This window comes from Streptomonospora sp. PA3 (assembly GCF_009728995.1).
GTDB lineage: Bacteria > Actinomycetota > Actinomycetes > Streptosporangiales > Streptosporangiaceae > Streptomonospora.
Window position 1 is genome coordinate 194,614 of record NZ_VTZW01000008.1, and the last position, 25,200, is coordinate 219,813.

At 72.8% G+C, this 25,200-nt stretch carries 21 protein-coding genes; 5 read left to right on the forward strand and 16 right to left on the reverse strand.

Going from position 1 to position 25,200, the window contains the following annotated elements:
* Nucleotides 1-139: 139 nt before the first annotated feature.
* Nucleotides 140-1,402, forward strand: a complete 1,263-nt coding sequence (locus FZ103_RS06760; protein ID WP_155999690.1) for a DUF418 domain-containing protein — start codon at nt 140-142, stop codon at nt 1,400-1,402.
* Here FZ103_RS06760 and FZ103_RS06765 read toward each other — a convergent pair.
* The 15 genes from FZ103_RS06765 to pyrR form a co-directional block, all read right to left on the reverse strand.
* Nucleotides 1,399-2,970 carry an OFA family MFS transporter gene (locus FZ103_RS06765; RefSeq protein WP_255429823.1) on the reverse strand — a complete coding sequence of 524 codons (1,572 nt, stop codon included), beginning with the start codon at nt 2,968-2,970 and terminating at the stop codon, nt 1,399-1,401. The two genes, FZ103_RS06760 and FZ103_RS06765, sit on opposite strands and share 4 nt — an antisense overlap.
* 224 nt (nt 2,971-3,194) lie before the next feature.
* Entirely contained in the window at nt 3,195-3,827 is a 633-nt protein-coding gene (locus FZ103_RS06770; protein ID WP_155999694.1) for a Uma2 family endonuclease, read from the reverse strand.
* 244 nt (nt 3,828-4,071) lie between these two features.
* Nucleotides 4,072-5,265, reverse strand: a complete 1,194-nt coding sequence (gene metK / locus FZ103_RS06775; RefSeq protein WP_186355921.1) for a methionine adenosyltransferase — start codon at nt 5,263-5,265, stop codon at nt 4,072-4,074.
* 428 nt (nt 5,266-5,693) lie between these two features.
* Nucleotides 5,694-6,920: a bifunctional phosphopantothenoylcysteine decarboxylase/phosphopantothenate--cysteine ligase CoaBC gene (gene coaBC, locus FZ103_RS06780; RefSeq protein WP_343233416.1), complete on the reverse strand. Its 1,227-nt coding sequence runs from the start codon at nt 6,918-6,920 to the stop codon at nt 5,694-5,696.
* A gap of 113 nt (nt 6,921-7,033) precedes the next feature.
* On the reverse strand, nt 7,034-7,300 hold the full coding sequence (gene rpoZ, locus FZ103_RS06785; RefSeq protein WP_186355922.1) for a DNA-directed RNA polymerase subunit omega: 267 nt from the start codon (nt 7,298-7,300) through the stop codon (nt 7,034-7,036).
* A 124-nt stretch (nt 7,301-7,424) separates the two neighbouring features.
* Nucleotides 7,425-8,057, reverse strand: coding sequence for a guanylate kinase (gene gmk, locus FZ103_RS06790; RefSeq protein WP_186355923.1), 633 nt, complete (start codon nt 8,055-8,057; stop codon nt 7,425-7,427).
* A 378-nt stretch (nt 8,058-8,435) separates the two neighbouring features.
* Complete coding sequence (gene mihF, locus FZ103_RS06795; RefSeq protein WP_131098131.1) at nt 8,436-8,756, reverse strand: integration host factor, actinobacterial type; 321 nt, start codon at nt 8,754-8,756, stop codon at nt 8,436-8,438.
* 326 nt (nt 8,757-9,082) lie between these two features.
* Nucleotides 9,083-9,784, reverse strand: coding sequence for an orotidine-5'-phosphate decarboxylase (pyrF, locus tag FZ103_RS06800; RefSeq protein WP_186355924.1), 702 nt, complete (start codon nt 9,782-9,784; stop codon nt 9,083-9,085).
* A 434-nt stretch (nt 9,785-10,218) separates the two neighbouring features.
* Nucleotides 10,219-11,166 (reverse strand): dihydroorotate dehydrogenase, encoded by a 948-nt coding sequence (locus FZ103_RS06805; RefSeq protein WP_186356009.1) that lies wholly within the window; start codon nt 11,164-11,166, stop codon nt 10,219-10,221.
* Nucleotides 11,163-12,074: a dihydroorotate dehydrogenase electron transfer subunit gene (locus tag FZ103_RS06810; protein ID WP_155999698.1), complete on the reverse strand. Its 912-nt coding sequence runs from the start codon at nt 12,072-12,074 to the stop codon at nt 11,163-11,165. Before FZ103_RS06810 ends, FZ103_RS06805 begins: the two co-directional genes overlap by 4 nt.
* A 121-nt stretch (nt 12,075-12,195) precedes the next feature.
* A complete protein-coding gene (gene carB / locus FZ103_RS06815; protein ID WP_155999700.1) occupies nt 12,196-15,495 on the reverse strand; it encodes a carbamoyl-phosphate synthase large subunit in 3,300 nt (1,099 codons plus the stop codon).
* Nucleotides 15,496-15,510: 15 nt separating this feature from the next.
* Entirely contained in the window at nt 15,511-16,695 is a 1,185-nt protein-coding gene (gene carA / locus FZ103_RS06820) for a glutamine-hydrolyzing carbamoyl-phosphate synthase small subunit (protein WP_186355925.1), read from the reverse strand.
* Nucleotides 16,692-17,990: a dihydroorotase gene (locus FZ103_RS06825; RefSeq protein WP_156000048.1), complete on the reverse strand. Its 1,299-nt coding sequence runs from the start codon at nt 17,988-17,990 to the stop codon at nt 16,692-16,694. The genes carA and FZ103_RS06825 overlap by 4 nt, the downstream gene beginning before the upstream one ends.
* An 84-nt stretch (nt 17,991-18,074) precedes the next feature.
* The gene (locus FZ103_RS06830) at nt 18,075-18,983 is read right to left on the reverse strand and encodes an aspartate carbamoyltransferase catalytic subunit (RefSeq protein WP_155999702.1); all 909 of its coding nucleotides are present in this window, start codon (nt 18,981-18,983) and stop codon (nt 18,075-18,077) included.
* Nucleotides 18,983-19,627 (reverse strand): bifunctional pyr operon transcriptional regulator/uracil phosphoribosyltransferase PyrR, encoded by a 645-nt coding sequence (gene pyrR, locus FZ103_RS06835; protein ID WP_186355926.1) that lies wholly within the window; start codon nt 19,625-19,627, stop codon nt 18,983-18,985. The genes FZ103_RS06830 and pyrR overlap by 1 nt, the downstream gene beginning before the upstream one ends.
* A 521-nt stretch (nt 19,628-20,148) precedes the next feature.
* Between pyrR and FZ103_RS06840 the strand changes: the two genes are divergently transcribed.
* The gene (locus FZ103_RS06840; protein ID WP_155999704.1) at nt 20,149-20,643 is read left to right on the forward strand and encodes a transcriptional regulator; all 495 of its coding nucleotides are present in this window, start codon (nt 20,149-20,151) and stop codon (nt 20,641-20,643) included.
* Between the two features lie 475 nt (nt 20,644-21,118).
* Nucleotides 21,119-21,733: a GNAT family N-acetyltransferase gene (locus FZ103_RS06845; RefSeq protein WP_343233417.1), complete on the forward strand. Its 615-nt coding sequence runs from the start codon at nt 21,119-21,121 to the stop codon at nt 21,731-21,733.
* Here FZ103_RS06845 and metF read toward each other — a convergent pair.
* Complete coding sequence (gene metF / locus FZ103_RS06850) at nt 21,651-22,604, reverse strand: methylenetetrahydrofolate reductase [NAD(P)H] (protein WP_155999705.1); 954 nt, start codon at nt 22,602-22,604, stop codon at nt 21,651-21,653. The genes FZ103_RS06845 and metF overlap by 83 nt on opposite strands.
* Before the next feature lie 72 nt (nt 22,605-22,676).
* On the opposite strand from metF, the gene FZ103_RS06855 reads away from it, so the two are divergent.
* A complete protein-coding gene (locus FZ103_RS06855) occupies nt 22,677-23,747 on the forward strand; it encodes a polyprenyl synthetase family protein (protein ID WP_155999706.1) in 1,071 nt (356 codons plus the stop codon).
* A 154-nt stretch (nt 23,748-23,901) separates the two neighbouring features.
* The gene (locus tag FZ103_RS25990; protein WP_343233418.1) at nt 23,902-25,176 is read left to right on the forward strand and encodes a DUF418 domain-containing protein; all 1,275 of its coding nucleotides are present in this window, start codon (nt 23,902-23,904) and stop codon (nt 25,174-25,176) included.
* Nucleotides 25,177-25,200 lie beyond the last annotated feature (24 nt).

Sequence of the window (25,200 nt, forward strand, 5' to 3'; positions counted from 1 at the left end):
GGGGGTGTACAACCAAAGCAGCACACCGGCCGGGCATCCGGCAGGATGTGCCGGAGACTCCGTTTCGCCAGGCTGAGCGTCCGGGGGCACGCGCCCCCACCCGGACGTATCCGCGGCCTTGGAAACGGAGCACTCGACGATGAACATCACCGCCGCCGAGGCCGGGCGCGCCGCCCCGGCACCGGACGGGCCCCGGGCGCGGCTGCCGCTGCTGGACGTGCTGCGCGGCACGGCCATCCTCGGCACGCTGGCGACCAACATCTGGATCTTCGCCGCGCCCGGCGCCGAGTTCGGCCTGCTCAGCGGATCGCCGCAGTTCGCCGATCTGCCCGGGCCGGTATCGGATCCCTCGCTCGGGGCCGCGGCCGAGGCGGTGATGCGCTTCGCCGCCAACGGCAAGTTCTACGCGCTGCTGGCTCTGCTGTTCGGAGCCGGGCTCGCCGTGCAGTTCGGCTCCGCGGCCCGTCGGCGGCGGCGCTGGCCCGGCCGCTACACGTGGCGCGCGCTGTTCCTGTTCGCCGAAGGGGCCGCGCACTTCGTCCTGGTCTTCGCCTGGGACGTGCTGATGGGCTACGCCGTGACCTCGCTGCTGGTCGCCTGGCTGCTGACCCGGTCCCGGCGCGTCCGCGCGGCCGCGATGTGGTGCGCCGGCGCGTTCCACGTCGCGGTGATGGGGCTGCTGACCCTGGCTCTTGCGGCGCTGCCGGGCGGCACGGAGACGGGGCCCTCTCCGGAGGTCGTCCGGCTCTACGCCGAGGGCGGCTACACCGAACAGGTGGCGGAGCGGCTGCAGAACGCGGCGGTGCTGCGGATGGAGCCGGTGCTCGCGTTCGCGCTGATGGTGTTCCTGTTTCTGCTGGGTGTGCGGCTGCTGCGGGCCGGCGCGTTCGATCCCGGCGCCGCGGGCGCGGCACTGCGCCTACGGCTGCTGGCATGGGGCCTGGGCGCGGGCGTCCCGCTCAACGTCGCCACGACACTGGCCGGCGACGCGTTCGTCCTCGTCGACCGCTACGTCGCCGCACCGGTCGTCGCGCTGGGCCTGGTGGGGCTGATCGGCACGCTGCTGGACCGGTTCGGCGGCCCGGACACTCCCGGCCCGGTCGCCGGACCGCTGGCGTGCCTGGGCCGGACCGCGATGTCGGGCTACGTGCTGCAGAACGTTCTCGCGATGCTCCTGTGCTACGGGTTCGGGCTGGGACTGGCGTCGCGCCTGGCGGGCTCGGGGCCGTGGTGGGTGATCGGGCTGTGGGCGGGCATCTGCCTGGTCCTGCTCGCCGGATCGGTGCTGTGGCTGCGCCGGTTCGGCCGCGGACCGCTGGAGGCCGTGCAGAAGGCGGTGCTGGACCGCATCCCCGAGCGCGAGCGCAAGGCGCAGGGGATGCGGCCGACTGCCGGCCGCTAGCCGGTGAACAGGCGCGAGGCGGTGGCGGTGACGCTGATGAGCGCATAGCCCAGCAGCACGGCGACGATCGCCCAGGACACCACCAGGAGCGGGCCGGTGCTCTTGGCAGCCGGCGCGGAGGCGGGCTCGGCCGGCGCCGGGGCGGACACCGGGGAGGCCGGCGTGTCCTGCGCCGGGGCCCCCGCCGGCGCCGCGGCTGGCTCCTTGCCGGCGGGTTCGTAGAAGCGCGCGGCAACCGGCCGGATCAGCAGGTTGGCTGCAAAACCCACGGCCAGCAGCCCCACCATGGTGAACAGCGGCGCCTGGTAGGCGTCGCGGGTCAGGGTGCCCGGCTCGCCCTGGGCGTCGAGGAAGGCGTTGATGATCAGCGGCCCGGCGATGCCCGCGGCCGACCACGCGGTGAGCAGCCGGCCGTGGATCGCCCCGACCTCGTAGGTGCCGAAGAGGTCGCGCAGATAGGCGGGCACGGTCGCGAACCCGCCGCCGTAGAAGGAGATGATGATGCCGGCCGTGGCGACGAAGACGACGGTGGAGGTGCCGCCGACGGTCGCCATCAGGATGTAGAGGATCGCCCCGACGCCCAGGTAGAAGCTGTAGATGGGCTTGCGCCCCACGATGTCGGAGGTCGAGGACCACACGAACCGGCCGGCCATGTTGAACAGGGACAGCACCCCGACGAAGCCTCCGGCCGCCGCGGCGGTGACGGCCGAGGTGCCCGACGCGTCGCGGAAGAAGTCCTGCAGCAGGGGGCTGGCGTGCTCCAGGATGCCGATACCGGCGGTGACGTTGGTGAACAGCACCGTCCACAGCAACCAGAACTGCGGGGTGCGCAGCGCGTTGTCGGCCGAGACGCCCTCCGACCCGGCCACGGGCGCGCGGTCGTCGGCGGCGGGGTCGTAGCCTGCGGGCCGCCAGCCGGGCGGGGGCACGCGGATGAGCAGCACCCCCATCATCATCAGGGCGAGGTAGCCCAGCCCCAGGGTGGCGAACAGCCCGACCAGCGCGCCGCCGGAGGCCACCGAGCCGGGGACCGTGGAGTCGTAGGCGGGGTCGTAGAGCGCCATGAGCTGGTTGGACACCGGCGAGGCGACGAGCGCTCCCCCGCCGAAGCCCATGATCGCCATCCCCGTGGCCAGCCCGGGGCGGTCGGGGAACCACTTCATGAGCGTGGAGACGGGCGAGATGTAGCCGATGCCCAGGCCGATGCCGCCGAGGAAGCCGTAGCCCAGGTAGAGCAGCCACAGCTGCGAGGTGGCGATACCCAGCGCGCCGACGAGGAACCCGCCGCTCCAGAACACCGCGGCGACCAGCATGGCCTTGCGGGGCCCGTTGCGCTCGACCCACGTACCGCCCAGCGCCGCGGACAGGCCCAGCATGACGATGGCGATGGAGAAGATGATGCCGATCTGGGTCTGGCTGGCGTCGAAGTGCTGAACCAGCGAGTTCTTGTAGACGCTGGTGGCATAGGCCTGCCCGATCGACAGGTGCACCGCCAGCGCGGCCGGCGGGATCAGCCAGCGGTTGTAGCTGCGGGGAGCAACGGATCTTTCCCGGTCCAGCACGCTCAACGCGGACAAGCGATTCCCCTTCGCACGGCCTCGGGCCGTCGCGGCCCGGGGGGATGGGCACTGTCGCCGGTGCATGTGGCGCACACTGGTTCGCATACCGCATACAGCCGACCGGCGACATGATGCCACGATCCGATCACCGAGGGAACCCGCATCCGGGCCTTGCAGGAGGACGCGGCCTGGAGGCGCCCCGGCTTCCAGACCGCTAGAGGTCGACGGACCCGTCAGACGCCGCGAATACTGGCGTAACGGGGAAACTCCGCGGTCTCGATCTGAATGTCCGCCAGTGGCGAAGGCAACGCAACGGTATCCCCGAAGTGGAAGGGAACCTGCTGGCGATAGACCCCGGCAACAGGTTCGGAGTACAGGATGATGTCTCCCGTTCGCGAGTCGACAAGCAAGTAGATCGGCATCCCCCACTCGGCGTACAGCGTCGGGAGGATTTCGACATCCTTCTCGATGCTCCCCTTGGAAACCACCTCGGCGACGAATTCGACATCCTCTACGGGCAGCATCGGCCGATCCACGCGGAGGGCGCTACGGGTTGTAAGCACGACATCGGGGATCACGAAGTCCCCTTTTCTAATGTCCACTCCAACGGCCGCGCCAGCCGTCGTCGCGCAGCGGTCTGTGCCGGAGAACCGCTTCATCAACTGCTCCATGATCTCATGGGCGATGAGAACGTGCTTCGGCATGGGCGCTGCACTCACGTAGATGCGTCCTCCGAGAATCTCCACCTTTGAGCCCTCGGGAACGACCATCTGCTCAGCGATCACGCGAACCGGGTCGACTTCGACCGTGTGCGGACGCTCGCATAGTTCCATAGTCACGGGCATTCCCTTCTTCTTCCCGTTCACGCTAGCGAGGCTGCCCGACCATCGGAGACTACTCGGGGCGACTGCCCGGATACGGCAATTATCGACGTTTCGCCATCATCGCGCCCGCGACCATGATAGCGCCCGGCCCGTCGACCACCCGTGGTCCACGGGCCGCGCAACGCGCACGCGAAAACGCCCGGCCGCGACCCCGTGCGGGGCCGCGGCCGGGCGTGCGTCAGTGCCGGGTGCCCCGGATCGGAGCACTCGGACTCGGGATCGGGGGTCAGGCCCCCGCGGCGGACTTCAGCGCGGCGGCGCGGTTGGTCTGCTCCCAGGTGAACTTGGCGTCCTGACGGCCGAAGTGGCCGTAGGCCGCGGTGCTGGAGTAGATCGGGCGCAGCAGGTCGAGGTCGCGCACGATCGCCGCCGGACGCAGGTCGAAGACCTCGTCGACCGCCTTCTCGATGACCTCGGGGGCGACCTTCTCGGTGCCGAAGGTCTCGATGAAGACACCGACCGGGTGCGCCTTGCCGATCGCGTAGGCGACCTGGACCTCGGCGCGGTCGGCCAGGCCGGCGGCCACGATGTTCTTGGCGACCCACCGGGTGGCGTAGGCGGCCGAGCGGTCGACCTTGGACGGGTCCTTGCCGGAGAAGGCGCCGCCGCCGTGGCGGGCGTAGCCGCCGTAGGTGTCGACGATGATCTTGCGGCCGGTCAGGCCGGCGTCGCCCATCGGGCCGCCGATCTCGAAGCGGCCGGTCGGGTTGACCAGGAGGCGGTAGTCGTCGGCCTCAAGGCCGTAGCTCGCGACGACCGGGGCGATGACGTGCTCCTTGATGTCCGGAGTCAGGAGCTCGTCCATGTCGATGTCGGGAGCGTGCTGGCTGGAGACGACGACGGTGTCCAGGCGGACCGGGGTCTGGCCGTCGTACTCCACGGTGACCTGGGTCTTGCCGTCGGGGCGCAGGTAGGGCACCGTCCCGTTGTGGCGGACCTCCGACAGGCGCTCGGCCAGCGCGTGGGCGAGCTTGATCGGCAGCGGCATGAGCTCGGGGGTCTCGTTGTTCGCGTAGCCGAACATCAGGCCCTGGTCGCCCGCGCCCTGCTTGTCGAGGTCGTCGTCCTCCTTCTCGACCCGGGCCTCGTAGGCGGTGTCGACGCCCTGGGCGATGTCGGGGGACTGGGCGTCGATGGAGACCGAAACGCCGCAGGACTGGCCGTCGAAGCCCTTGGCGGAGGAGTCGTATCCGATTTCCAGAATCTTCTGGCGGACGATGTCTTGGATGTCGACGTAGGTCTTGGTGGTGACCTCACCGGCCACGTGTACCTGTCCGGTGGTGATCAGGGTCTCTGCGGCGACCCGGCTGGCCGGGTCGTCCTTGAGCATCGCGTCGAGGATCGCGTCACTGATCTGGTCGGCCATCTTGTCGGGGTGGCCTTCGGTGACCGACTCGGAGGTGAAAAGGCGACGGGACACGTTGAGTGACTCCTTGCAGCGGCTGCTGGCTGACAGTTGTCGGCTCGGCTCGGCCATCACGGAGAGGAAGGGGGGTTCCTCCGCGAAACCGACCGACGCGGTTGGTTTCTGAAGACCACTGTAGTGGGGCGGCGCCCGGCACGCTCGGGCGGCCTCGCCGCAGCGGCCGCGTCTCGGCGGCCATCAAGGCGGCGCGGCGTCGGCGCGTCGCCGCGGAATGCCTACTCAGGCGGCAACCCGCGGACTGTGACACACGACACAGCCGAATTTCCGATACCGCCCCGATCATGCCTATGTGCTGGGAATTTCCGTAGCGTAGAGCGAAACGGAGCGCTAGACACGCAACACGGCCGCCGCGGGCGCCGAACCGCCGAGCGCGCGCCCGCGGCATCGGCGAACACGCAGGGTGATCGCCGCGGCGGGGGTCGCTACGGTGCCGTTCCGGCGGGGCCGAGCCGCTGCGCCACGAGGTCCCAGACGCGGTCGGCCAGATCCTCCTTGGGCCCGTTGGGGATGTCGGCGGCCGACCCGTCGGCGCCGAGGATCACCGCCTGGTTGTCCTCGGTGCCGAACGCCCGGTCGGGGCCGACCTGGTTGACCACCAGCAGGTCGCAGCCCTTGCGCCGGAGCTTGGCGCGGCCGTGCTCCAGCACGTCGTCGGTCTCGGCGGCGAAGCCGACGACGACCTGGTCGGGGCGGGCGCGCCGGGTGGAGATCTCCAGCAGGACGTCGGGGTTCTCGACCAGCTCGACGGGCGCCGGGCCCTCCCCCGTCTTCTTGATCTTTCCGGTCGCGGTTTCGGCCGGCCGGAAGTCGGCGACGGCCGCGGCCATGACGACGGCGTCGGCCTGGGCGGTGCGGGCGAGGACGGCTTCGCGCAGCTCGCGGGCCGACTCGACACGCACGAGGTCGGCACCGGCGGGCGCGGGCAGCGCGACGTTGGCGGAGACGAGGCTCACCTGCGCACCGCGGGCCAGAGCGGTGGCGGCGAGCGCGTAGCCCTGGCGGCCCGAGGAGCGGTTGCCGATGAAGCGCACCGGGTCGATCGGCTCGCGGGTGCCGCCGGCGGTGATGAGGATGCGGCGTCCGGCCAGGTCGGCGGGCAGGCTCCCGCGGGCCAGGACGCGGCGGGCCGCGGCGAGGATGTCGCCGGGCTCGGGCAGCCGCCCGGGGCCGGTGTCGGCGCCGGTGAGCCGCCCCACGGCCGGGTCGATGACGACGGCGCCGCGCGAGCGCAGCGTGGCGACGTTGGCGCGGGTGGCCGGGTGCTCCCACATCTCGGTGTGCATCGCCGGCGCGAAGACGACGGGGCAGCGCGCGGTGAGCAGTGTGTTGGTGAGCAGGTCGTCGGCGAGGCCCCCTGCGGCCTTGGCCAGCAGGTCGGCGGTCGCCGGGGCGACGAGGACGAGATCGGCGCGCCGGCCGATGCGCACGTGCGGGACCTCGTGGACGGAGTCCCAGACCCCGGTGGCGACCGGGCGGCCGGAGAGCGCGGCCCAGGTGGGCTCGCCTACGAACCGCAGCGCATCGGCGGTGGGGACGACTTGGACGCTGTGCCCGGACTCGGTGAGGCGGCGGAGCAGCTCGCACACCTTGTAGGCGGCGATCCCTGCCCCGACGCCGAGGACGATCTCGGGCCGGCTGTCGGTGTTCACGGGATGATCTCAGCAGATGCGGCCGCGGTGCCCGCACGCCGCCCCGGCCGGGCCGCGTTCCGCGGGCCGCCGCGCAGCGGGCGGCCGGCGGCGGAACACGCCCCGGGTTCGGGTCAGGCGCCCTCGTAGGGCTCGGCGGTGAGCAGTCCGCCCTTGACCTCGCGCAGGGCGATGGACAGGGCCTTCTCCTGGACCTGGGTCTCGACCAGCGGGCCCACGTACTCCAGCAGGCCCTCGCCGAGCTGGGCGTAGTAGGCGTTGATCTGGCGGGCGCGCTTGGCGCTCATGGTCACCAGGCTGTACTTGCTGTCGACGCATTCGAGGAGGTCGTCGATCGGCGGGTTGGTGATGCCTTCGGCGACGGGCTCGGTGCCTGCCACGTGCGTCCCCCTGGAGGGTCGGACGGTCCCTGCGGGACCTGCGGAATCGTTCTCGGCTGCCAGGATAGTCGACTGCGGACGCCGCTCCGGCCGCCGCGCGGGGCGGTTCGGGCCGCGGTGGCAGCTACGGGGCCGGGGAGCAGGTCCCGCCCGGGCCGCCGCCGGCGATCCCGATGAGCTTGAGCAGTTCTTCGCGCACCTCGCGCACCGAGGTGTTGACGAGGGTGGTGTCGAACTCCTTCTCCGCCGCCAGCTCGACGCGGGCGGCGTCCAGGCGGCGCTGGACGACCTCGGCGGGCTCGGTGCCGCGCCCGGTAAGCCGGCGCACCAGTTCCTCCCACGAGGGCGGGGCGAGGAAGACCTGCAGCGCCTCGGGCATGGTCTCGCGCACCTGGCGGGCGCCCTGCAGGTCGATCTCCAGCAGCACCGGCCGGCCGCTGCGCAGGCGCTCCTCGACGGGAGCGCGGGGCGTGCCGTAGCGGTTGCCGGCGAACCGGGCCCACTCCAGCAGCTCGCCGCGCTCGATCATCCGGTCGAAGCCGGAGTCGTCGGTGAAGTGATACTCCACCCCGTCGGTCTCGCCCGGCCGGGGGGCGCGGGTGGTCGCCGACACCGAGAGCCACACCTCGGGGTGCAGCGCCCGGATCTCCCGGACCACGGTGCTCTTGCCCACCCCGGAGGGTCCGGACAGGACGGTGAGCCGCTGAGCGGGGCCGCAGCGCCGGCCTCCTTCGGCGGAGGCGGAGTCGTTGGACACGGGCGGATCTAACTCTCGGACGGGGAGGCCGGGCCGCGGCGCGGACGGCGGCGGCTCGCGGCGGGGAGCGGGTCGGGCACTGTCGCCGCCGGCTCACCGCGCCGAGCGCCCTGCGCATGCCGTGTGCGGACCGGGCGCCGCCCGCCTGCGCCGGTGGCGATTGGTCTTTTATACCACCGTGCCGAGCCGGAACCGGCCGCTGCGCTACCGGGCCCGGCGGCCGAGCCGGCAGAGCGGACTGCGGAGGTTCGGCGCGCCGCCGGCGCCGCCGCCCGCGGGGCTGCGGGCGGTGCGGCACCGGCGGTCGCGCTCAGGCCGACCCGCTACCGCAGGGCGGCCCCAAGCCGTCGTGAAAAACGGCACATCCGCCTTCGAGCGCTACTCGGCTCCGCCGAATTCGCGCTCCAGCGCCGAGCGCTGGTTGGCGCCCAGCCCTCGGACGCGGCGGGACTCGGCGATGTTCAGCCGCTCCATGATCTGCTTGGCGCGGACTTTGCCGACGCCCGGGAGGGATTCGAGCAGAGCCGAGACCTTCATCTTGCCGATGACGTCGTCGGTCTGTCCGTCGGCGAGAACCTCGGACAGCGACACGCCGCCGTGCTTGAGGCGGTTCTTGACTTCTGCGCGCTCTTTTCTGGCCTTCGCGGCTTTCTCCAGAGCCGCGGCGCGCTGTTCGGGTGTGAGGGGAGGAAGGGCCACGCCGGGTCACCTCGGTTTTCTCTCGTTTGTAGAGGGCGGACGCCTGCGCAAGTTAGTAGGTTCCGACCCTGTTCGGCAACGCAAAGTGGCCTTTCAAACGCCATTTCGTCAAAGTAATTACTCTTCGTAATTGATCGACTGCGAAGAGGCATGAAAATCAGGACTTTCGGCCCGGTTGACGACCGGTGCGACGCTACCGCCACCGGACGCCCACCCGGACCGCGCAGGTCACGGCGGTGCGGCGTCCGGCGGGTTTCGGTCACGAACTTTCTCGGGTGACGAAGTGGCCGCAATCGGTCATTTTCGGGGTCACCGGGGCCCGCGGCTCACGCCGAGGCGGCCTGCACCCGCCGCAGCGCGGCCGCGATCGACGCGGCGGCGGCACCGGGATCGGGGGCCCGGGTGATCGGCCGCCCGATGACGAGCAGGTCGGCCCCCGCCTCGTAGGCGGCCTCGGGCGTGGCCACACGCGCCTGGTCGCCGTGGTCGGCGCCCAGCGGCCGCACGCCCGGCGTGATCAGGGTCACGTCGGGGCCGACCTCCGCGCGCAGCGAGGCCACCTCGTGCGGCGAGCACACCAGCGCGCGGGCGCCCGACTCCACCGCCAGCACCGCCAGGCGCCGCGCGGCGTCGCCCGAGGGCCCGCTGATGCCGATGTCGGCCAGGGCGGCGTCGTCCAGCGATGTCAGGATCGTCACAGCGGCGATGGTGGTCTGGGGAGCCGCCTCGACCGCCGCGGAGATCATCTCGCGGCCCCCGGCCGCGTGCACGGTCAGGATCGAGGGCTTGAACCGCGCGAGGCTGCGCGCGGCGCCGGCCACGGTGGCCGGGATGTCGTGGAGCTTCAGGTCGAGGAAGACCGAGGTCTTGTTCCCGCCGCGCAGCGTGCCCACGACCTCGGGGCCGTAGCGCAGGTAGAGCTCCAGCCCCACCTTCACCGTGCTGACGTGGGGGGCGACCTCGGAGGCCCAGCGTGCGGCGGTGTCGATGTCGGGTGCGTCGATGGCGACGGCGATGGGCGCTGCCACGGTGGTTCTCCTTCGGCTCAGTGGGGTGGGCAGGACGGATCTCGGTGTGCGGTGCGCGGCGGGCCGCCGGCGGCCCGCGCGGCCGCAGCACGGTGCGGGCGGGCCGTTCGGCTGATCAGCGCGGATGCGCTGTCCCGAGCGGTTCCCCCATGCGGCCGGTTCATGCGTGCAGAACAGCGTTGCGCCGAGCACCTCCGTTGCGGCCGGCGAGTGAAATGGCAAAGCACGCGGCGCGAAGCGCCTCCGTTGGGGTGGTGGTGGGTGACACGGGGAGAACACGCGACGCGAAGCGCCTCCGTTGGGGTGGTGGTGGGTGACGGGCGGGCACGTCGGCGCCACTGAGACGCCCCCAGCGCCGCTTTCCGCCCCCGAGGGTAGGGCAGACCTACCCCAGCGACTCCGGGCCCCTGACGGCGATCTGAGCGCTTCTGGCGTCATCGTCCCTGCACAGCCCCCATCGGCCGGTGGGCGGCGCCGACCACGTCGGTGATCCGGTCCACTCCGCGCTCCTCCAGCAGTTCCTCCAGCTCGCGCAGGATGCGCACGCACGCCGAGGGGTCGGCGAAGTTCACCGTGCCCACCGCCACCGCCGAGGCGCCCGCGGCGATGAACTCCAGCGCGTCGGCGCCGGTGCCCACCCCGCCCATCCCGATGATGGGCACCTCCGGCAGCGCCGCGTGGGTCCGGTATACGCAGCCCACCGCGATCGGGCGGATCGCCGGCCCGGACACGCCGCCCATGCCGCCGGCCAGGGCGGGCCGCAGCGTGGCCGGGTCGATGGCCATGCCACGCAGGCAGTTCACCATGGACAGCCCGTCGGCGCCGGCCTCCACGCACGCGCCGGCCAGTGCGACCGGGTCGGGCACGTCGGCCGCCAGCTTGGCGAAGACGGGCACGTCCGGGTCGGCGGCGCCGCGCACCGCCCGCACGACCCGCGCGGCCTCTCCCGCGTCGTCGACGAAGTGGCTGCCCCGCCCCGCGGAGTCGACGCACGAGAGGTTGAGTTCGATCATCGCCACCCCCGCCGCGGCGGGCAGCCGCCGGGCCACCTCCGCGTACTCCTCGGCGCTCGACCCGGCCACCGACACCACGGTCGTCCCCCCGCGCGACTGCAGCCAGGGCAGGTCGCGCTGGACGAACACCTCGACCCCCGGCCCCTGCAGCCCGACGGCGCTGACCATGCCCGATGGGCTCTCGGCCATGCGCGGCGCCGGCCGCCCGGCTCGCGGCTGGAGCATCACCGACTTGGTCGCCACGGCGCCCAGCCGCGCGATGTCGTAGAAGCGGGCCAGCTCCCGCCCGGTTCCGGCGCAGCCGGCCGCCGCCACCACGGGGTTGGCCAGTTCCAGCCCGCCCAGGCGGGTGCGCAGGTCGCAAGTCACGCGCACCCGGCCTCCCTGTCGGCGGCTCCGGTGGCGCCCTGCTCGTCGGCGCGGGCCTTCCAGCCGGGCGCCCCCAGCGCGTCGAAGGGGATGGTGCCCACATCGTCGAAGCGGACCCGCTCGCCGCGGAAGACCGGCCCGTCCAGGCAGGCGCGCGCCATGCGGGTGATGCCGTCCTCGCCGACCACCGGGACGACGCAGCTCATGCACAGGCCGGTGCCGCAGGCCATGTCCTCCTCCACCGCGACCTGCACGGGGATGTCCATGCGCGCGGCCGCGGCGGCGACCCGGCCCAGCATCGGCATGGGTCCGCAGGCGTAGACAACGTCCGAGCGCGCGTCGGCGACGACACGCTCCAGCGCGTCGGTGACGCGCCCGCGCACCCCGAAGGAGCCGTCGTCGGTGGTGAAGGTCGCCGTCTCGGCGATGCGGCGGGCGCTGATGGCGCTGAAGACGCGGTCGGCCGAGGCCGCCCCCAGCACGAAGTCGACCCGGCAGCCCCGCCGCCGCAGCGCGTGGGCCAGCGGGAACAGCGGGGCCGCGCCCGATCCCCCGCCGACCAGGACGCAGTTGACGGGGTCGCGCGGCAGCGGGAAGGGGCGGCCCAGCGGCCCCACGATGTCGATGAGGTCGCGCGAGCGCCGCTCGGCCAGCCACGCGGTGCCGGCTCCGCGCACCGCGAAGAGGAACTCCACGGTGCCGCCGTAGTCGGGTTTGACGTCGTGGATGGCGAAGGGGCGGCGAAGCAGCATGCTGGAGTGCTCGCCGCCCACTCCCACAGACAGGAACTGCCCCGAGCGGAACCGCTCGGCGATCTGCGGCGCCACGACCGTGATGGCGTGGTAGGCGTCGACCCGGCGCACGGTCAGCACGGGGCTGCGTGTCTGCACCGGCCCGTTCTCACTCATCGCGCTGACCTGCCTCGATCCGCTCGGCGGCGCGGCCTGGTGCCCCGCGCCCGGCCCCCTACCGGCCGCCCCTGCCGGCGGCCGCCTCCTCCAGCCGCCCCGGCGCCCCCGCGCGGGCGCTCTAGCCGGCCTCCCCGCGCAGGGCGGCGGCGTGCTCCTGCAGGGAGCGCACGCCGATGTCGCCGCGTACCAGGGCCTCGATGCCCTGTACGGCCGCTGCCAACCCCTGCACGGTGGTCACGCTGGGCACGGCCCGCACGACCGCCGCGGTGCGGATCTCGTAGCCGTCCAGCCGCGGACCGGACTGGCCGGCGCTGCCGAAGGGCGTGTTGACGATGAGGTCCACATCGCCGCGGTGGATGAGTTGCACGATAGTGGGTTCACCGGCCGGTCCGGGACCTTCGCTGTGCTTGCGCACCACCCGGGCGGCCACGCCGTGGCGCCGCAGCACTCCGGCGGTCCCCTCGGTCGCCAGGATCTCGAAGCCCAGGTCGGCCAGCCGCTTGACCGGGAAGACGAGGTTGCGCTTGTCGCGGTTGGCCACCGAGACGAACACCGAGCCCGAGGTCGGCAGCGACCCGTAGGCGGCCAGCTGCGACTTGGCGTAGGCGGCGCCGAAGTCGGCGTCCAGGCCCATCACCTCGCCGGTGGAGCGCATCTCCGGGCCCAGCACGGTGTCCACGCCCTCGCCCTGGCGGTCGATGAACCGGTTGAAGGGCAGCACCGCCTCCTTGACCGACACGGGGGCGTCCATGGGCAGGGTGCCGCCGTCGCCCTCGGCGGGCAGCAGCCCCTCGGCCCGCAGTTCGCGCACGCTCGCGCCCAGCATCACCCGCGCGGCGGCCTTGGCCAGCGGCACCGCGGTCGCCTTGGAGACGAAGGGCGCGGTGCGCGAGGCGCGCGGATTGGCCTCCAGCACGTACAGCACCCCCGAGGCCAGGGCGTACTGCACATTGAGCAGCCCGCGCACGCCCGTGCCGCGGGCGATGGCCTCGGTGGAGTAGCGGATGCGCTCGAAGTCCTCCTTGCCCAGCGTCACCGCCGGCAGCGCGCAGGCGGAGTCGCCGGAGTGGATGCCGGCCTCCTCGATGTGCTCCATGATGCCGCCGAGGTAGAGGTCGGTGCCGTCGTAGATGGCGTCGACGTCGATCTCGATGGCGTCGTCGAGGAACCGGTCGATCAGCACGGGGTAGTCGGGGCTGACCTCGGCGTTGCGCTCGATGTAGTCGGCCAGCATGCGCTCGTCGTAGACGATCTCCATGCCGCGCCCGCCCAGCACGTAGGAGGGCCGCACCATCACCGGGTAGCCGATCTCGGCGGCGACCTCGCGGGCGCCGGCGAAGGAGTGGGCGGTGCCGTGCTTGGGCGCGGGCAGGCCCGCGTCGGCCAGCACCTTGCCGAACTCGCCGCGGTCCTCGGCCAGGTCGATGGCCTCGGGGCTGGTGCCGACGATGGGCACACCGGCCTCCTTGAGGCCGCGCGCCAGGCCCAGCGGGGTCTGCCCGCCGAGCTGGACGACCACCCCCACCAGCTCGCCGGTGGCGCGCTCGGCGCGCACCACCTCCAGCACGTCCTCCAGGGTGAGCGGCTCGAAGTAGAGGCGGTCGCTGGTGTCGTAGTCGGTGGAGACGGTCTCGGGGTTGCAGTTGACCATGACCGTCTCGTAGCCGGCCTCCGACAGGGCGAAGGCGGCGTGCACGCAGCTGTAGTCGAACTCCACGCCCTGGCCGATGCGGTTGGGACCCGAGCCCAGGATGATCACCTTGGGGCGCTCGCCCGGGGGGACCTCGGTCTCCTCGTCGTAGCTGGAGTAGAGGTAGGGCGTCTTGGCGGCGAACTCCGCGGCGCAGGTGTCGACGGTCAGGTAGACCGGGTGGATGCCCAGCGCATAGCGCAGTTCGCGCACCACCTCCTCGGTCTTGCCGGTGATCTCGCCGATCTGGGCGTCGGAGAAGCCCAGGCGCTTGGCGCCGCGCAGCCGCCGGGTGTCCAGCCGGCCCTGCGCGAGGTCGCGGGCGGTCTCCTCCAGCAGCAGCATCTGGTCCAGGAACCAGGGGTCGATGCCGGTGGCCTCGTGGAGCTCGGTGACGGAGGCGCCGGCGCGCAGGGCCTGCTGGATGCGGCGCAGCCGCAGCTCGCCGGGGGTCCGCACGGCCTGCAGCAGCTCGGCGGCGTCGCCGGGCTCGCCCGCCCAGGTGAGGCCGACGCCGTTCTTCTCCACCGACCGCATGGCCTTCTGCAGCGCCTCGGGGAAGGAGCGGCCGATGGCCATGGCCTCGCCGACCGACTTCATCGTGGTGGTCAGGGCCGGGTCGGCGCCGGGGAACTTCTCGAAGGCGAACCGGGGCACCTTGACCACGACGTAGTCCAGGCTCGGCTCGAAGCTGGCCGGGGTCTCTGCGGTGATGTCGTTGGGGATCTCGTCGAGGGTGTAGCCCACGGCCAGCTTGGCGGCGATCTTGGCGATGGGGAACCCGGTGGCCTTGGAGGCCAGCGCCGAGGAGCGCGAGACGCGCGGGTTCATCTCGATGACGATGATGCGCCCGGTGCCGGGGTGCACGGCGAACTGGATGTTGCAGCCGCCGGTGTCGACGCCGACCTCGCGGATGACCGCGATGCCGAGGTCGCGCATGTGCTGGTATTCGCGGTCGGTCAGCGTCATGGCCGGGGCCACGGTGATCGAGTCGCCGGTGTGCACGCCCATCGGGTCGAAGTTCTCGATGGAGCAGACGACGACCACGTTGTCGTTGCCGTCGCGCATCAGCTCCAGCTCGTACTCCTTCCAGCCGAGGATGGACTCCTCAAGCAGGACCTCGGTGACGGGCGAAAGCGCGAGCCCCTGGCCGGCGATGCGGCGCAGCTCCTTCTCGTCGTGGGCGAAGCCCGAGCCGGACCCGCCCATGGTGAAGGAGGGGCGGACCACCACCGGGTAGTTCAGCTCCTCGGCGGCGTCCAGGCACTCCTGGAGGGTGTGGCAGATGCGCGAGCGGGCGGACTCCCCGCCGATGCGCTCGACGATGCCCTTGAAGGTCTCGCGGTCCTCGCCCGACTGGATGGCCTCGACGTTGGCGCCGATCAGCTCGACGTTGTACTTGGCCAGCACGCCGGAGTCGTGCAGCGCGACGGCGGTGTTGAGCGCGGTCTGGCCGCCCAGGGTCGGCAGCAGCGCGTCCGGGCGCTCCTTGGCGATGATCTTCTCGACCATCTCCGCGGTGATCGGCTCGACGTAGGTGGCGTCGGCGATCTCGGGATCGGTCATGATCGTGGCCGGGTTGGAGTTCACCAGGATGACGCGCAGGCCCTCGGCCTTGAGCACGCGGCAGGCCTGGGTGCCGGAGTAGTCGAACTCCGCGGCCTGCCCGATCACGATCGGCCCCGAGCCGACCACGAGGACGGACTTCAGGTCATTACGGCGCGGCATGTGTGGTCCCCTGGCTTACGACTGTGCGGGCTCGGCCGGCCGGCCGGAGCTGCTGGACGGATCGGTGGAGGCGGCCATGAGGTCGCAGAAGGCGTCGAAGTGCTCGGCGGCGTCGTGCGGGCCGGCGGCGGCCTCGGGGTGGTACTGGACGCTGAAGGCGGGCCGGTCGAGCAGCCGCAGGCCCTCGACCACGCCGTCGTTGAGGTCGACGTGGCTGACCTCGGCGCGGCCGAAGGGGGTCTCGAAGGGGCCGCCGGTGGGCGCGTCGACGGCGAAGCCGTGGTTGTGGCTGGTGATGTAGACCCGCCCGGTGTGCACGTCCTGGACCGGCTGGTTCACCCCGCGGTGGCCGAACGGCAGCTTGAAGGTGCCCAGCTCCAGCGCGCGGCCCAGGATCTGGTTGCCGAAGCAGATGCCGAACAGCGGCGTGCGCGACTCCAGCACGGCGCGCATCGCGGCCACCGGCGCGTCGGCGGTGGCCGGGTCGCCGGGGCCGTTGCTGAAGAACACGCCGTCGGGGCGCAGGCCGAGGATCTCCTCGGCGCCGGCGCCGGCCGGCAGGACGGTGACCTCGCAGCCGCGCTCGGCCAGGCGCTGGGGGGTCATCGCCTTGATGCCCAGGTCCACCGCCGCGACGCGGAAGCGGGTGGGCACCCCTTCGGGCGGGCGCACGGTGTAGGGCTCTGTGGTGGTGACCTCGCCGGCCAGGTCGGCGCCCGCCATCTGCGGGCTGGCCAGCACCCGCTCGCGCAGCCGCTCGGGGTCGGTCTCGACGGTGCTGATGGCGGCGCGCATGGCCCCGCGGTCGCGCAGGTGGCGGGTGAGGGCGCGGGTGCCGTCCAGCGCGATGCCCACCACGTTCTGGCGCACCAGCTCCTCCTCCAGGGTGCGCTGGGAGCGCCAGTTGGAGGAGATGCGGGCGGGCTCGCGCACCACGTAGCCCGAGACCCAGATCCGCCCGGATTCGGGGTCGTCGTCGTTGACGCCGGTGTTGCCGATGTGCGGGGCGGTCATCACGACGATCTGGCGGTGGTAGGAGGGGTCGGTGAGGGTCTCCTGGTAGCCGGTCATGCCGGTGTTGAAGACGATCTCGCCGAGGGTCTCGCCCTGGGCGCCGAAGGACCTGCCGTGGAAGGCGCGCCCGTCTTCGAGGACGAGGACGGCGGGTACGGAGCCGCCGGTCGGTGCTTGTGGAGTCACTGGATCTTCCCATCGAGGACCGTGGGGACGCCGCGCAGGAACGTCGCCTGGATGCTGCCGGGCAGGCGCATGCCCCGGAAGGGGGTGTTCGCGCTCTTGGAGGCCAGGGCCGCCGGGTCGATGTCCGAGGCGGTGTCCGCGTCGTACAGCGTAACGTTGGCGGGCTCGCCGGGGGCGATCGGGCGCCCGTGACCTGCGAGGCGCCCGATGCGAGCCGGTTCGGCCGACATCCGCCGGGCCAGTCCGGCCCAGTCGAGCAGGCCGGTGTCGACCATGGTGTGCTGGACGACCGACAGCGCGGTCTCCAGTCCGAGCATGCCCATCGCGGCCGTGGCCCACTCGGTCTCCTTGGCCTCGGCGGGGTGGGGCGCGTGGTCGGTGGCGACGCAGTCGATGGTGCCGTCGGCCAGGCCCTCGCGCAGCGCCTGCACGTCCTCGGCCGTGCGCAGCGGCGGGTTGACCTTGTAGACCGGGTCGTAGCTCTCGGCGAGGTCGTCGGTGAGCAGCAGGTGGTGCGGGGTGACCTCGGCGGTGACGTCGCAGCCGCGGCTCTTGGCCCAGCGCAGGATCTGCACCGAGCCCTTGGTGGAGACGTGGCAGACGTGCAGCCGGGAGCCGACGTGCTCGGTGAGCAGGCAGTCGCGGGCGATGACCGCCTCCTCGGCCACGGCCGGCCAGCCGGCCAGGCCCAGGCGGTCGGAGACCACGCCCTCGTTCATCTGGGCGTTCTCGGTCAGCCGGGGCTCCTGGGCGTGCTGGGCGACCACGCCGTCGAACGCCTTGACGTACTCCAGGGCGCGGCGCATCAGCAGCGCGTCGGAGACGCAGTGGCCGTCGTCGGAGAAGACGCGCACCCCGGCGGCGGAGTCGGCCATGGCGCCCAGTTCCGCCAGTTGGGCGCCTGCCAGGTCGCGGGTGACCGCGCCGACGGGTTGGACGTCGCAGCGGCCCGACTCGCGCCCCAGCCGCCAGACCTGCTCGACGACGCCGGCGGTGTCGGCGACGGGGTCGGTGTTGGCCATGGCGTGCACGGCGGTGTAGCCGCCGGCGGCCGCGGCGCGGGTGCCGCTGGCGACGGTCTCGGCGTCCTCGCGGCCGGGTTCGCGCAGGTGGGTGTGCAGGTCGACCAGGCCGGGCAGGGCGATGAGCCCGTCGGCCTCGACCACGGCGGCGCCGGCGGCGCCGAGCCCGGTGCCGATCTCGGCGATCGCGCCGTCGCGGATGAGGATGTCGGCCGGGTCTCCCCCGGCGATGCGGGCGCCGCGGATCAGGTAGGCGGCGCTGCTGTGGGTCATGTCTGTCATCGCTTCTGTGTCAGTCGTTGCGGTGCGGCGCGGCGGTGCGGCGGCGCCCCCGGCGGGTCGGGGGCCGAGCCGCGGCTAGGAGCCGCCCAGGAGCAGGTAGAGCACCGCCATGCGCACGCTGACGCCGTTGGCGACCTGCTCGTTGACGGTGCTGCGGGCGGAGTCGGCGACCTCGGCGGAGATCTCCATGCCGCGGACCATGGGCCCGGGGTGCATGACGATGGCGTCGTCCTGCATCCGCGCGAAGCGCTCGCCGTCGAGCCCGTAGCGGCGGCTGTACTCGCGCGCGGTGGGAAAGAACGCGTCGTGCATGCGCTCGGCCTGCACCCGCAGCAGCATGACCACGTCGCTCTTGGGCAGCACGGCGTCGAGGTCGTAGGAGACCGAGCAGGGCCAGGTGTGCACCGAGACCGGGACCAGGGTCGGCGGCGCGACCAGGGTGACCTCGGCCCCCAGGGTGTGCAGCAGCAGCACGTTGGACCTGGCGACCCGGCTGTGCAGCACGTCGCCCACGATGGCCACGCGCAGGCCGTCGAGCCGGCCCAGGCGCTCGCGCATGGTGTAGACGTCCAGCAGCGCCTGCGTGGGGTGCTCGTGGGTGCCGTCGCCGGCGTTGAGCACCGAGCCGTCGACCCACTCGGCGAGCCGGTGGGCGGCCCCCGAGGCGCTGTGGCGCACGACCACGCCGTCGGCACCCATGGCCTGCAGCGTCAGCGCGGTGTCCTTGAGGCTCTCGCCCTTGGACACGCTGGAGCCCTTGGCGGAGAAGTTGACGACGTCGGCCGAGAGGCGCTTGGCGGCGAGTTCGAAGGAGGTGCGCGTACGGGTGGAGTCCTCGTAGAAGAGGTTGACCACGGTGCGGCCGCGCAGGGTGGGCAGCTTCTTCACCGAGCGGCCGCTGACCTGGGCGAGCTCGGCGGCGGTGTCGAGCACCAGCAGGGCCTCGTCGCGGGTGAGGTCGCCGGCGGAGAGCAGGTGGCGCATCAGGCCTCCTCCGCCGCGGGGCTCTCCGCGCCGGCGCGCGGCTTGGCCGGGCCGAGCAGGACGGCGTCGGTGCCGTCGTACTCGCTCAGCTGCACGGTGACGGTCTCGCGCAGGGAGGTGGGCAGGTTCTTGCCCACGTAGTCGGCCCGGATCGGCAGCTCGCGGTGGCCGCGGTCGACGAGGATGGCCAGCTGCACCGCGCGGGGGCGGCCGATGTCGTTGAGGGCGTCGAGCGCGGCGCGCACCGTGCGGCCGGAGAAGAGCACGTCGTCGACGAGGACGACGAGGCGGCCGTCGACCCCCTCGGGCGGGATCTCGGTGCGCCCCAGGGCGCGGGCCGGGGCCAGCCGCAGGTCGTCGCGGTACATGGTGATGTCGAGTGAGCCCTGGGGGACGGTGCGGCCCTCGACGCGCTCGATGCGCTCGGCCAGGCGCGCGGCCAGCGGTACGCCGCGGGAGGGGATGCCCAGCAGGGTGACGTCGGCGCCGCCCTTGGTGCGCTCCAGGACCTCGTGGGCGATGCGGGTGAGCGCCCGCTGCATCTCGGGACCGTCCAGGACCGTCCGCGCGGGCTCGGGGACGCGTTCGGCGGCGGAGCCGCCCGGCGCATCCGAATCACGTTCGGCGCGCGATTGCGCACACACAGTAGTGACCCCCTTCCCTGCCTCACAGGACAGGCCGTTAAAGGATGTCGATCGGCTTCACGCTACCAGCGGGAAGCGGGCGCGCCGGTCGGCGCGAACAGCGAAACCCGGAGGAATGTGACTCTCGCCACAACCGAAGTTATTGACATATTGCCCCATAGATCGGTGAAAAGGGCGCAACGCCGGGCCCGCTTCTCGGACAGAGCAGCGAAAACCCTGCGCCATCGGGCTTTCCGCCACCGACGGCGAGGCGGGATGTCCGCATCGGTCCGGAAATGAGAGCCCTCTCACTTACACACGGTTTGGCCACTGAATCGTCGCTTTTCCACCCAACGGCTTGACCTGGCAACCGAACAGCCCTACCGTCACTGTCCGTAACCAATCTCGGGCGGGGCCGCTCCGTCCGGGCCCTGCGGCAGGAGCCCACCGGGCGCCTTCGGCCGGGCGCGGTCACCCACGGGCGACTTCGGGGCCCCACCGCCCACACCAGCCACCTTCACGGCCGGGGAGCGACGAAGAAGATGCCATCCGAATACGCCAAGTCCCTCGGTGCGCGGCTGCGCGCCATCCGCACCCAGCAAGGGCTTTCCCTGCACGGAGTGGAGGAGAAGTCCCACGGCCGCTGGAAGGCCGTCGTCGTGGGCTCCTACGAGCGCGGCGACCGCGCTGTGACCGTCCAGAAGCTCGCCGAACTGGCCGACTTCTACGGCGTCCCCATGTCGGAACTGCTGCCCGGCGGCGCGGCGCCCGCACCGCTGGGGCCTACGCCCAAGCTGGTCATCGACCTGGAGCGCATGCAGCAGCTGCCGCAGGAGAAGGCCGGTCCGCTCGCCCGCTACGTGGCCACCATCCAGAGCCAGCGCGGCGACTACAACGGGCGAGTGCTGTCCATCCGCCAGGAGGACCTGCGCTCGCTGGCGGTCATCTACGACCGCTCGCCCGGCGACCTGACCGAGGAGCTGATCAACTGGGGCGTCCTCGATCCCGAAGCGCGCCGCGCGGTCGACGCCTTCTAGCGCCGGGAGACCCTTCGTCAGCCCCCTTGCACCGGGGCCGCACAGCGGTGCCGCCGCTGCGCCGCGCCGGTGCCGCACGGACCGGCCCTGCCCGGCGCCCCGCCGGCCCGGGCGCGGCCCCGAGCCCGGACGACGACGGCCACGTCCCACGCGGATCCCCCCGCGGGACGTGGCCGTTCGCAGTGCGCGGGCGCCGCGCCGGACGCGGCGCCCGGCCCCGGACGAGCGCGCCTGAACGCCCGGGGAAGGCCGCGGCCGGGCAAGAGGCTTCCCCTCCCCCCGCCCGGCCGCTTCCCGCACTCGCGTGTCCGCGCGGAGCGCGGCGGCGAGCGCGAGTCATCGACGTACTCTCGGACACCCCCGTCTCTCGGACACCGGGGATTCGAACGTGAGTACGAACAGAACCAGTTAAGCGTACCCCGGCCGCCCTCGTCAACAGCTCCGCGCGCAAGCGCCCGTCGCATACCGTGGCCCTGTGCAGACCACCGACATCGAGCTGTGGGAACTGGCCGCTCCGGCCTTCCTGCACGCCCTGCCCGCACTGCTGGAGATCTACACCGCGGCGATGGATCCGCCCCCGGAGCAGATCCCCGGGCGCCACTCCATCATGCGCGAGCACGCCCGCCAGCCGCGGTTCCGCTCGGTGGTCGCCCTGCCCCGGTCGGGCACGGGCGCCGCCGGGTTCGCCTACGGCTTCCACGGCTCCGGGGGGCAGTGGTGGCACGACGTCGTCACGGCCGAGCTGCGCGAGCGCGATCCCGGCGCCGACCGGCGCTGGTTCGCCGACTCCTTCGAGGTGGCCGAGCTGCACGTGCATCCCGCCCAGCAGGGGCGCGGCATCGGCCGCGGACTGCTGGAAGCGGTGACGGCGGCGCGCAAAGAGCGCACCGCCGTCCTGTCGACCCCGACCGGCCGGACGGCCGCCCGGGGCCTGTACCGCTCATGCGGTTTCGTCGACGTTCTACCGGAGTTCCACTTCCCCGGCAGCCCTCACCGGCCCTTCACCATCATGGCCGCGCCCCTGCCATTGCCGGGAGGCGGTCAGCGGCGACCTGCTCGTAGATCTCCCGTGTGGCAGTGGACTGGTTGAAGGTGATGAAGTGGATGCCGGGGGCGCCCTCGTCCAGCAGCCGCTCGCACATGCGCTGCGCCTGCTCGATTCCCAGCTTGCGCACCGCCTCGGGATCGTCCTTGACCTTGTCGAACTCCGCGGCGAGGTGGCGCGGGAAGGGCGCGCCGGACAGCTGCTCGGACATGTCGATGGTGGAGTACTTCACCACCGGCATGATCTCGGGGATGATCGGAGTTTCGCAGCCCGCGGCCGCCACGCGGTCGCGCAGGCGCAGGTAGTCCTCGGGGTCGAAGAACATCTGGGTGACGGCGTAGTCGGCGCCCGCACGGCACTTCTGGACGAGGTACTTCGTGTCGGACTCGATGTCGGGCGAGCGGGGGTGCTTGTAGGGGAAGGCGGCGACGCCGACGCTGAAGTCGCCGGTCTCCTTGAGCAGCCGGACCAGGTCCTCGGCGTACTCCAGTCCCTCGGGGTGCTTGACCCACTCGCCCAGCGGATCGCCCGGGGGGTCCCCGCGCAGCGCGAGGAAGTTGCCCACCCCCACGCCGGCGAAGCGCCCGATGAGGTGGCGCAGTTCGCGCACGGAGTGGTTCACGGCGGTCATGTGGGCGACGGGGAGCAGGGTGGTGTCTGTGGCGACCTGCTCGGTGATCTCGACGGTGAGATCACGGGTACCGCCGCCGGCGCCGTAGGTGACCGAGATGAACGACGGCTGCAGCGCCTCGATCTGGCGGATGACCCGCCAGAGCTTGCGCAGCCCTTCGTCCGTCTTCGGGGGGAAGAACTCGAAGGAGAATGTCGGTTCGCCGGTCTTGAGCAGTTCGCGGATGTCGCGCGGCCGCGGCGCTGCGGCCGGCGCGCTCCCGTTGCGTGTCGTTGACCCAACCATACGGTCCACCTTAGGCGACTCCCTGTCCAGCGCCGGGAGGGTGGGTGCCCACTACCCGATAACCTGCAGCCCATGACCTTCTCCGCCTCCTCCCCGATCTCCTTCGTGCGCACGGCCGTCGACGGCGAGATCGCCGGCTTCGTCGCCCGCCGGCGCGCCCAGCTGCTGGAGATCGGCTCCGAGCTGGCGCCGATCGTCGACGCGCTGGAGGCCATGCTCGCCGGCGGCAAGCGGCTGCGCCCGGCGTTCTGCTACTGGGGCTGGCGCGGCGCGGGCGGCGACGACGTCCCCGGCATCCACGCCGCCGCGGCCTCGCTGGAGTTCCTGCAGGCCTGCGCGCTCATCCACGACGACGTCATCGACAACAGCGACACCCGCCGCGGCCTGCCCGCCACCCACAAGCGCCTGGAGGCGCTGCACGAGCGCTCGGGCTGGAGCGGGTCGGCCGAGGCGTTCGGCCGCGGCGCGGCGATCCTCATCGGCGATCTGTGCCTGGCCTGGAGCGAGGACCTCTACCAGTCCAGCGGGCTGGGTCTGGAGGCGCTGAGAGCCGGGCGCACGCCCTTCGACGCCATGCGCACCGAGGTGATGGCCGGCCAGTACCTGGACATGCTGGAGCAGGTGCGCGAGGGCGGCGGAGTCGAGGCGACGCTGCGGGTCATGCACTACAAGGCCGCCAAGTACACCGTCGAGCGGCCGCTGCACCTGGGGGCGGCGCTGGCGGGCCGCTACGGCGACCTCGCCCCCGTCTACACCGCCTACGGCCTGCCGCTGGGGGTGGCCTTCCAGCTGCGCGACGACATCCTGGGGGTCTTCGGCGACCCCGAGCAGACCGGCAAGCCGGCGGGCGACGACCTGCGCGAGGGCAAGCGCACGCTGATCGTGGCCGAGACTTTGGAGCGCGCCGGCGCCGCCGACCGCGCGGAGTTCCTGCGCCGCCTGGGCGACCCCGCCCTGGGCGCCGAGCAGGTGGAGTGGATGCGCGGCGTGGCCGAGGACTGCGGCGCCCTGGCGGCCTGCGAGCGGCGCATCGACGACTACGCCGCCCAGGCCACCGCGGCGCTGGAGACCGGCCGCCTCGACGACACGGCCCGCTCCCCCCTGGCCGACCTCGTCGTGGCCGCCACCGCCCGCAAGCACTGAGCACCGGCGCTGCTCTCGGCCGGCCGGCGCGCGCCTCCCCCGCGCGGCGGATGCGGATCGTGCCCGCGGCGGATTCCGCCGGTGCCCGAACCTGGGGCAGGCTGGGGTACGAGCCCGATTCGCGGCGCTTCGCCCCGGTCTGAAAGGCACCACCGTGGATCCCACACCGGCCCCCGCACGCGGGCCCGTCCGCCCCGGCGAGCGCGCCCCGGGGCCCGATCTCGCCCGCGGGTTCATGCTGCTGCTGATCGCGCTGGCCAACACGCCCTGGTACCTCTACACCGCCGACCAGGCGGCCACCGGCGCCCATCCCGCGGACGGGTCGGCGGCCGACCGCGTCGTCCAGTTCGCCATGCTCACCGCGGTGGACGGGCGGGTGTACCCGATGTTCGCGTGCCTGTTCGGCTACGGGCTGATCCGCATCTACGACCGCCAGCGCGACGCCGGCGCCTCGGCGCGCGAGGCCGCCGCGGTGGTGCGCCGGCGCAACCTGTGGCTGCTGGTGTTCGGGTTCGCCCATGCGGCGCTGCTGTTCTTCGGCGACATCCTTGGGGCCTACGGCCTGATCGGGCTGGTGGCGGGCCGGCTGCTGCTGCGCCGCGGCGAGGCGGCGATGCGGGTGACCGCCTCGGTGCTGATCGGTCTGGTGATGGCGCTGTGGCTGATGTGCATCCTGGGCGCGGTGGTGGCCGCCTCGGCCCCGGCCGTGCGCGGCGGGCAGGCGGCCATGGCGATTCCCGGCTTCCTGCGGTCCTCCTTCAGCGAACCCGGCTACGTCGACGCCATGGCCGACCGGATCGCCGGGTGGGCGCTCATGGCGCCGCTGCAGGCGCTGTCCCTGGTGCTGCCCGCCATGGTGGTGCTGGGCATGCTGATCGGCCGCCGCCGCGTGCTGGAGCGGACCGACCGGTACCGCGGCGTGCTGATCTGGACCGCCGCGGGCGGGATCGGCCTGGCCTGGGCGTCCGGGCTGCCCGAGGCGCTGGTGCACGTGGGCCTGGTCGAGGTCTCCGGCCCGGTCGCCTCCGCCCTGGGCGGCGTCCGGCAGCTGAGCGGGGTGTTCGGCGGCGCCGGCTACGTCGCCCTGTTCGGGCTGGTCGGCGGCGCGCTCGCGCGCCGGGCGCGGATGGGCGCGGGTGCGGCGGCCGTCGCGGCGGTCGGCAAGCGGTCCCTGTCGTGCTACCTGGCCCAGTCGGTGATCTGCGCGCCGCTGCTGGCGGCCTGGGGCCTGGGGCTGGGCGCGCACCTGGGCAGCGCCACGATGGCCCTCTTCGCCGCCGGCGTGTGGCTGGTGACGCTCGCCGGCGCCTACGCGCTGGAGCGGGCCGGCCGGCGCGGACCGGCCGAGGTGCTGCTGCGCCGGCTGAGCTACCGGTCGGCGGCCGGGCGCGGCGGCGAGGGCAGCGGGGCGGAGGCGCCGGCCCGCTGAAGGCCGCGCGCCCGGGCCGGCCCC

Coding starts and splice junctions, on each gene's coding strand:
- FZ103_RS06760 (WP_155999690.1), top strand. CDS start 140: ATGAACATCACCGCCGCCGAGGCCGGGCGCGCCGCCCCGGCACCGGAC.
- FZ103_RS06810 (WP_155999698.1), bottom strand. CDS start 12,074: ATGAGTGAGAACGGGCCGGTGCAGACACGCAGCCCCGTGCTGACCGTG.
- carB (WP_155999700.1), bottom strand. CDS start 15,495: ATGCCGCGCCGTAATGACCTGAAGTCCGTCCTCGTGGTCGGCTCGGGG.
- FZ103_RS06825 (WP_156000048.1), bottom strand. CDS start 17,990: ATGACCCACAGCAGCGCCGCCTACCTGATCCGCGGCGCCCGCATCGCC.
- FZ103_RS06830 (WP_155999702.1), bottom strand. CDS start 18,983: ATGCGCCACCTGCTCTCCGCCGGCGACCTCACCCGCGACGAGGCCCTG.
- FZ103_RS06840 (WP_155999704.1), top strand. CDS start 20,149: ATGCCATCCGAATACGCCAAGTCCCTCGGTGCGCGGCTGCGCGCCATC.
- metF (WP_155999705.1), bottom strand. CDS start 22,604: ATGGTTGGGTCAACGACACGCAACGGGAGCGCGCCGGCCGCAGCGCCG.
- FZ103_RS06855 (WP_155999706.1), top strand. CDS start 22,677: ATGACCTTCTCCGCCTCCTCCCCGATCTCCTTCGTGCGCACGGCCGTC.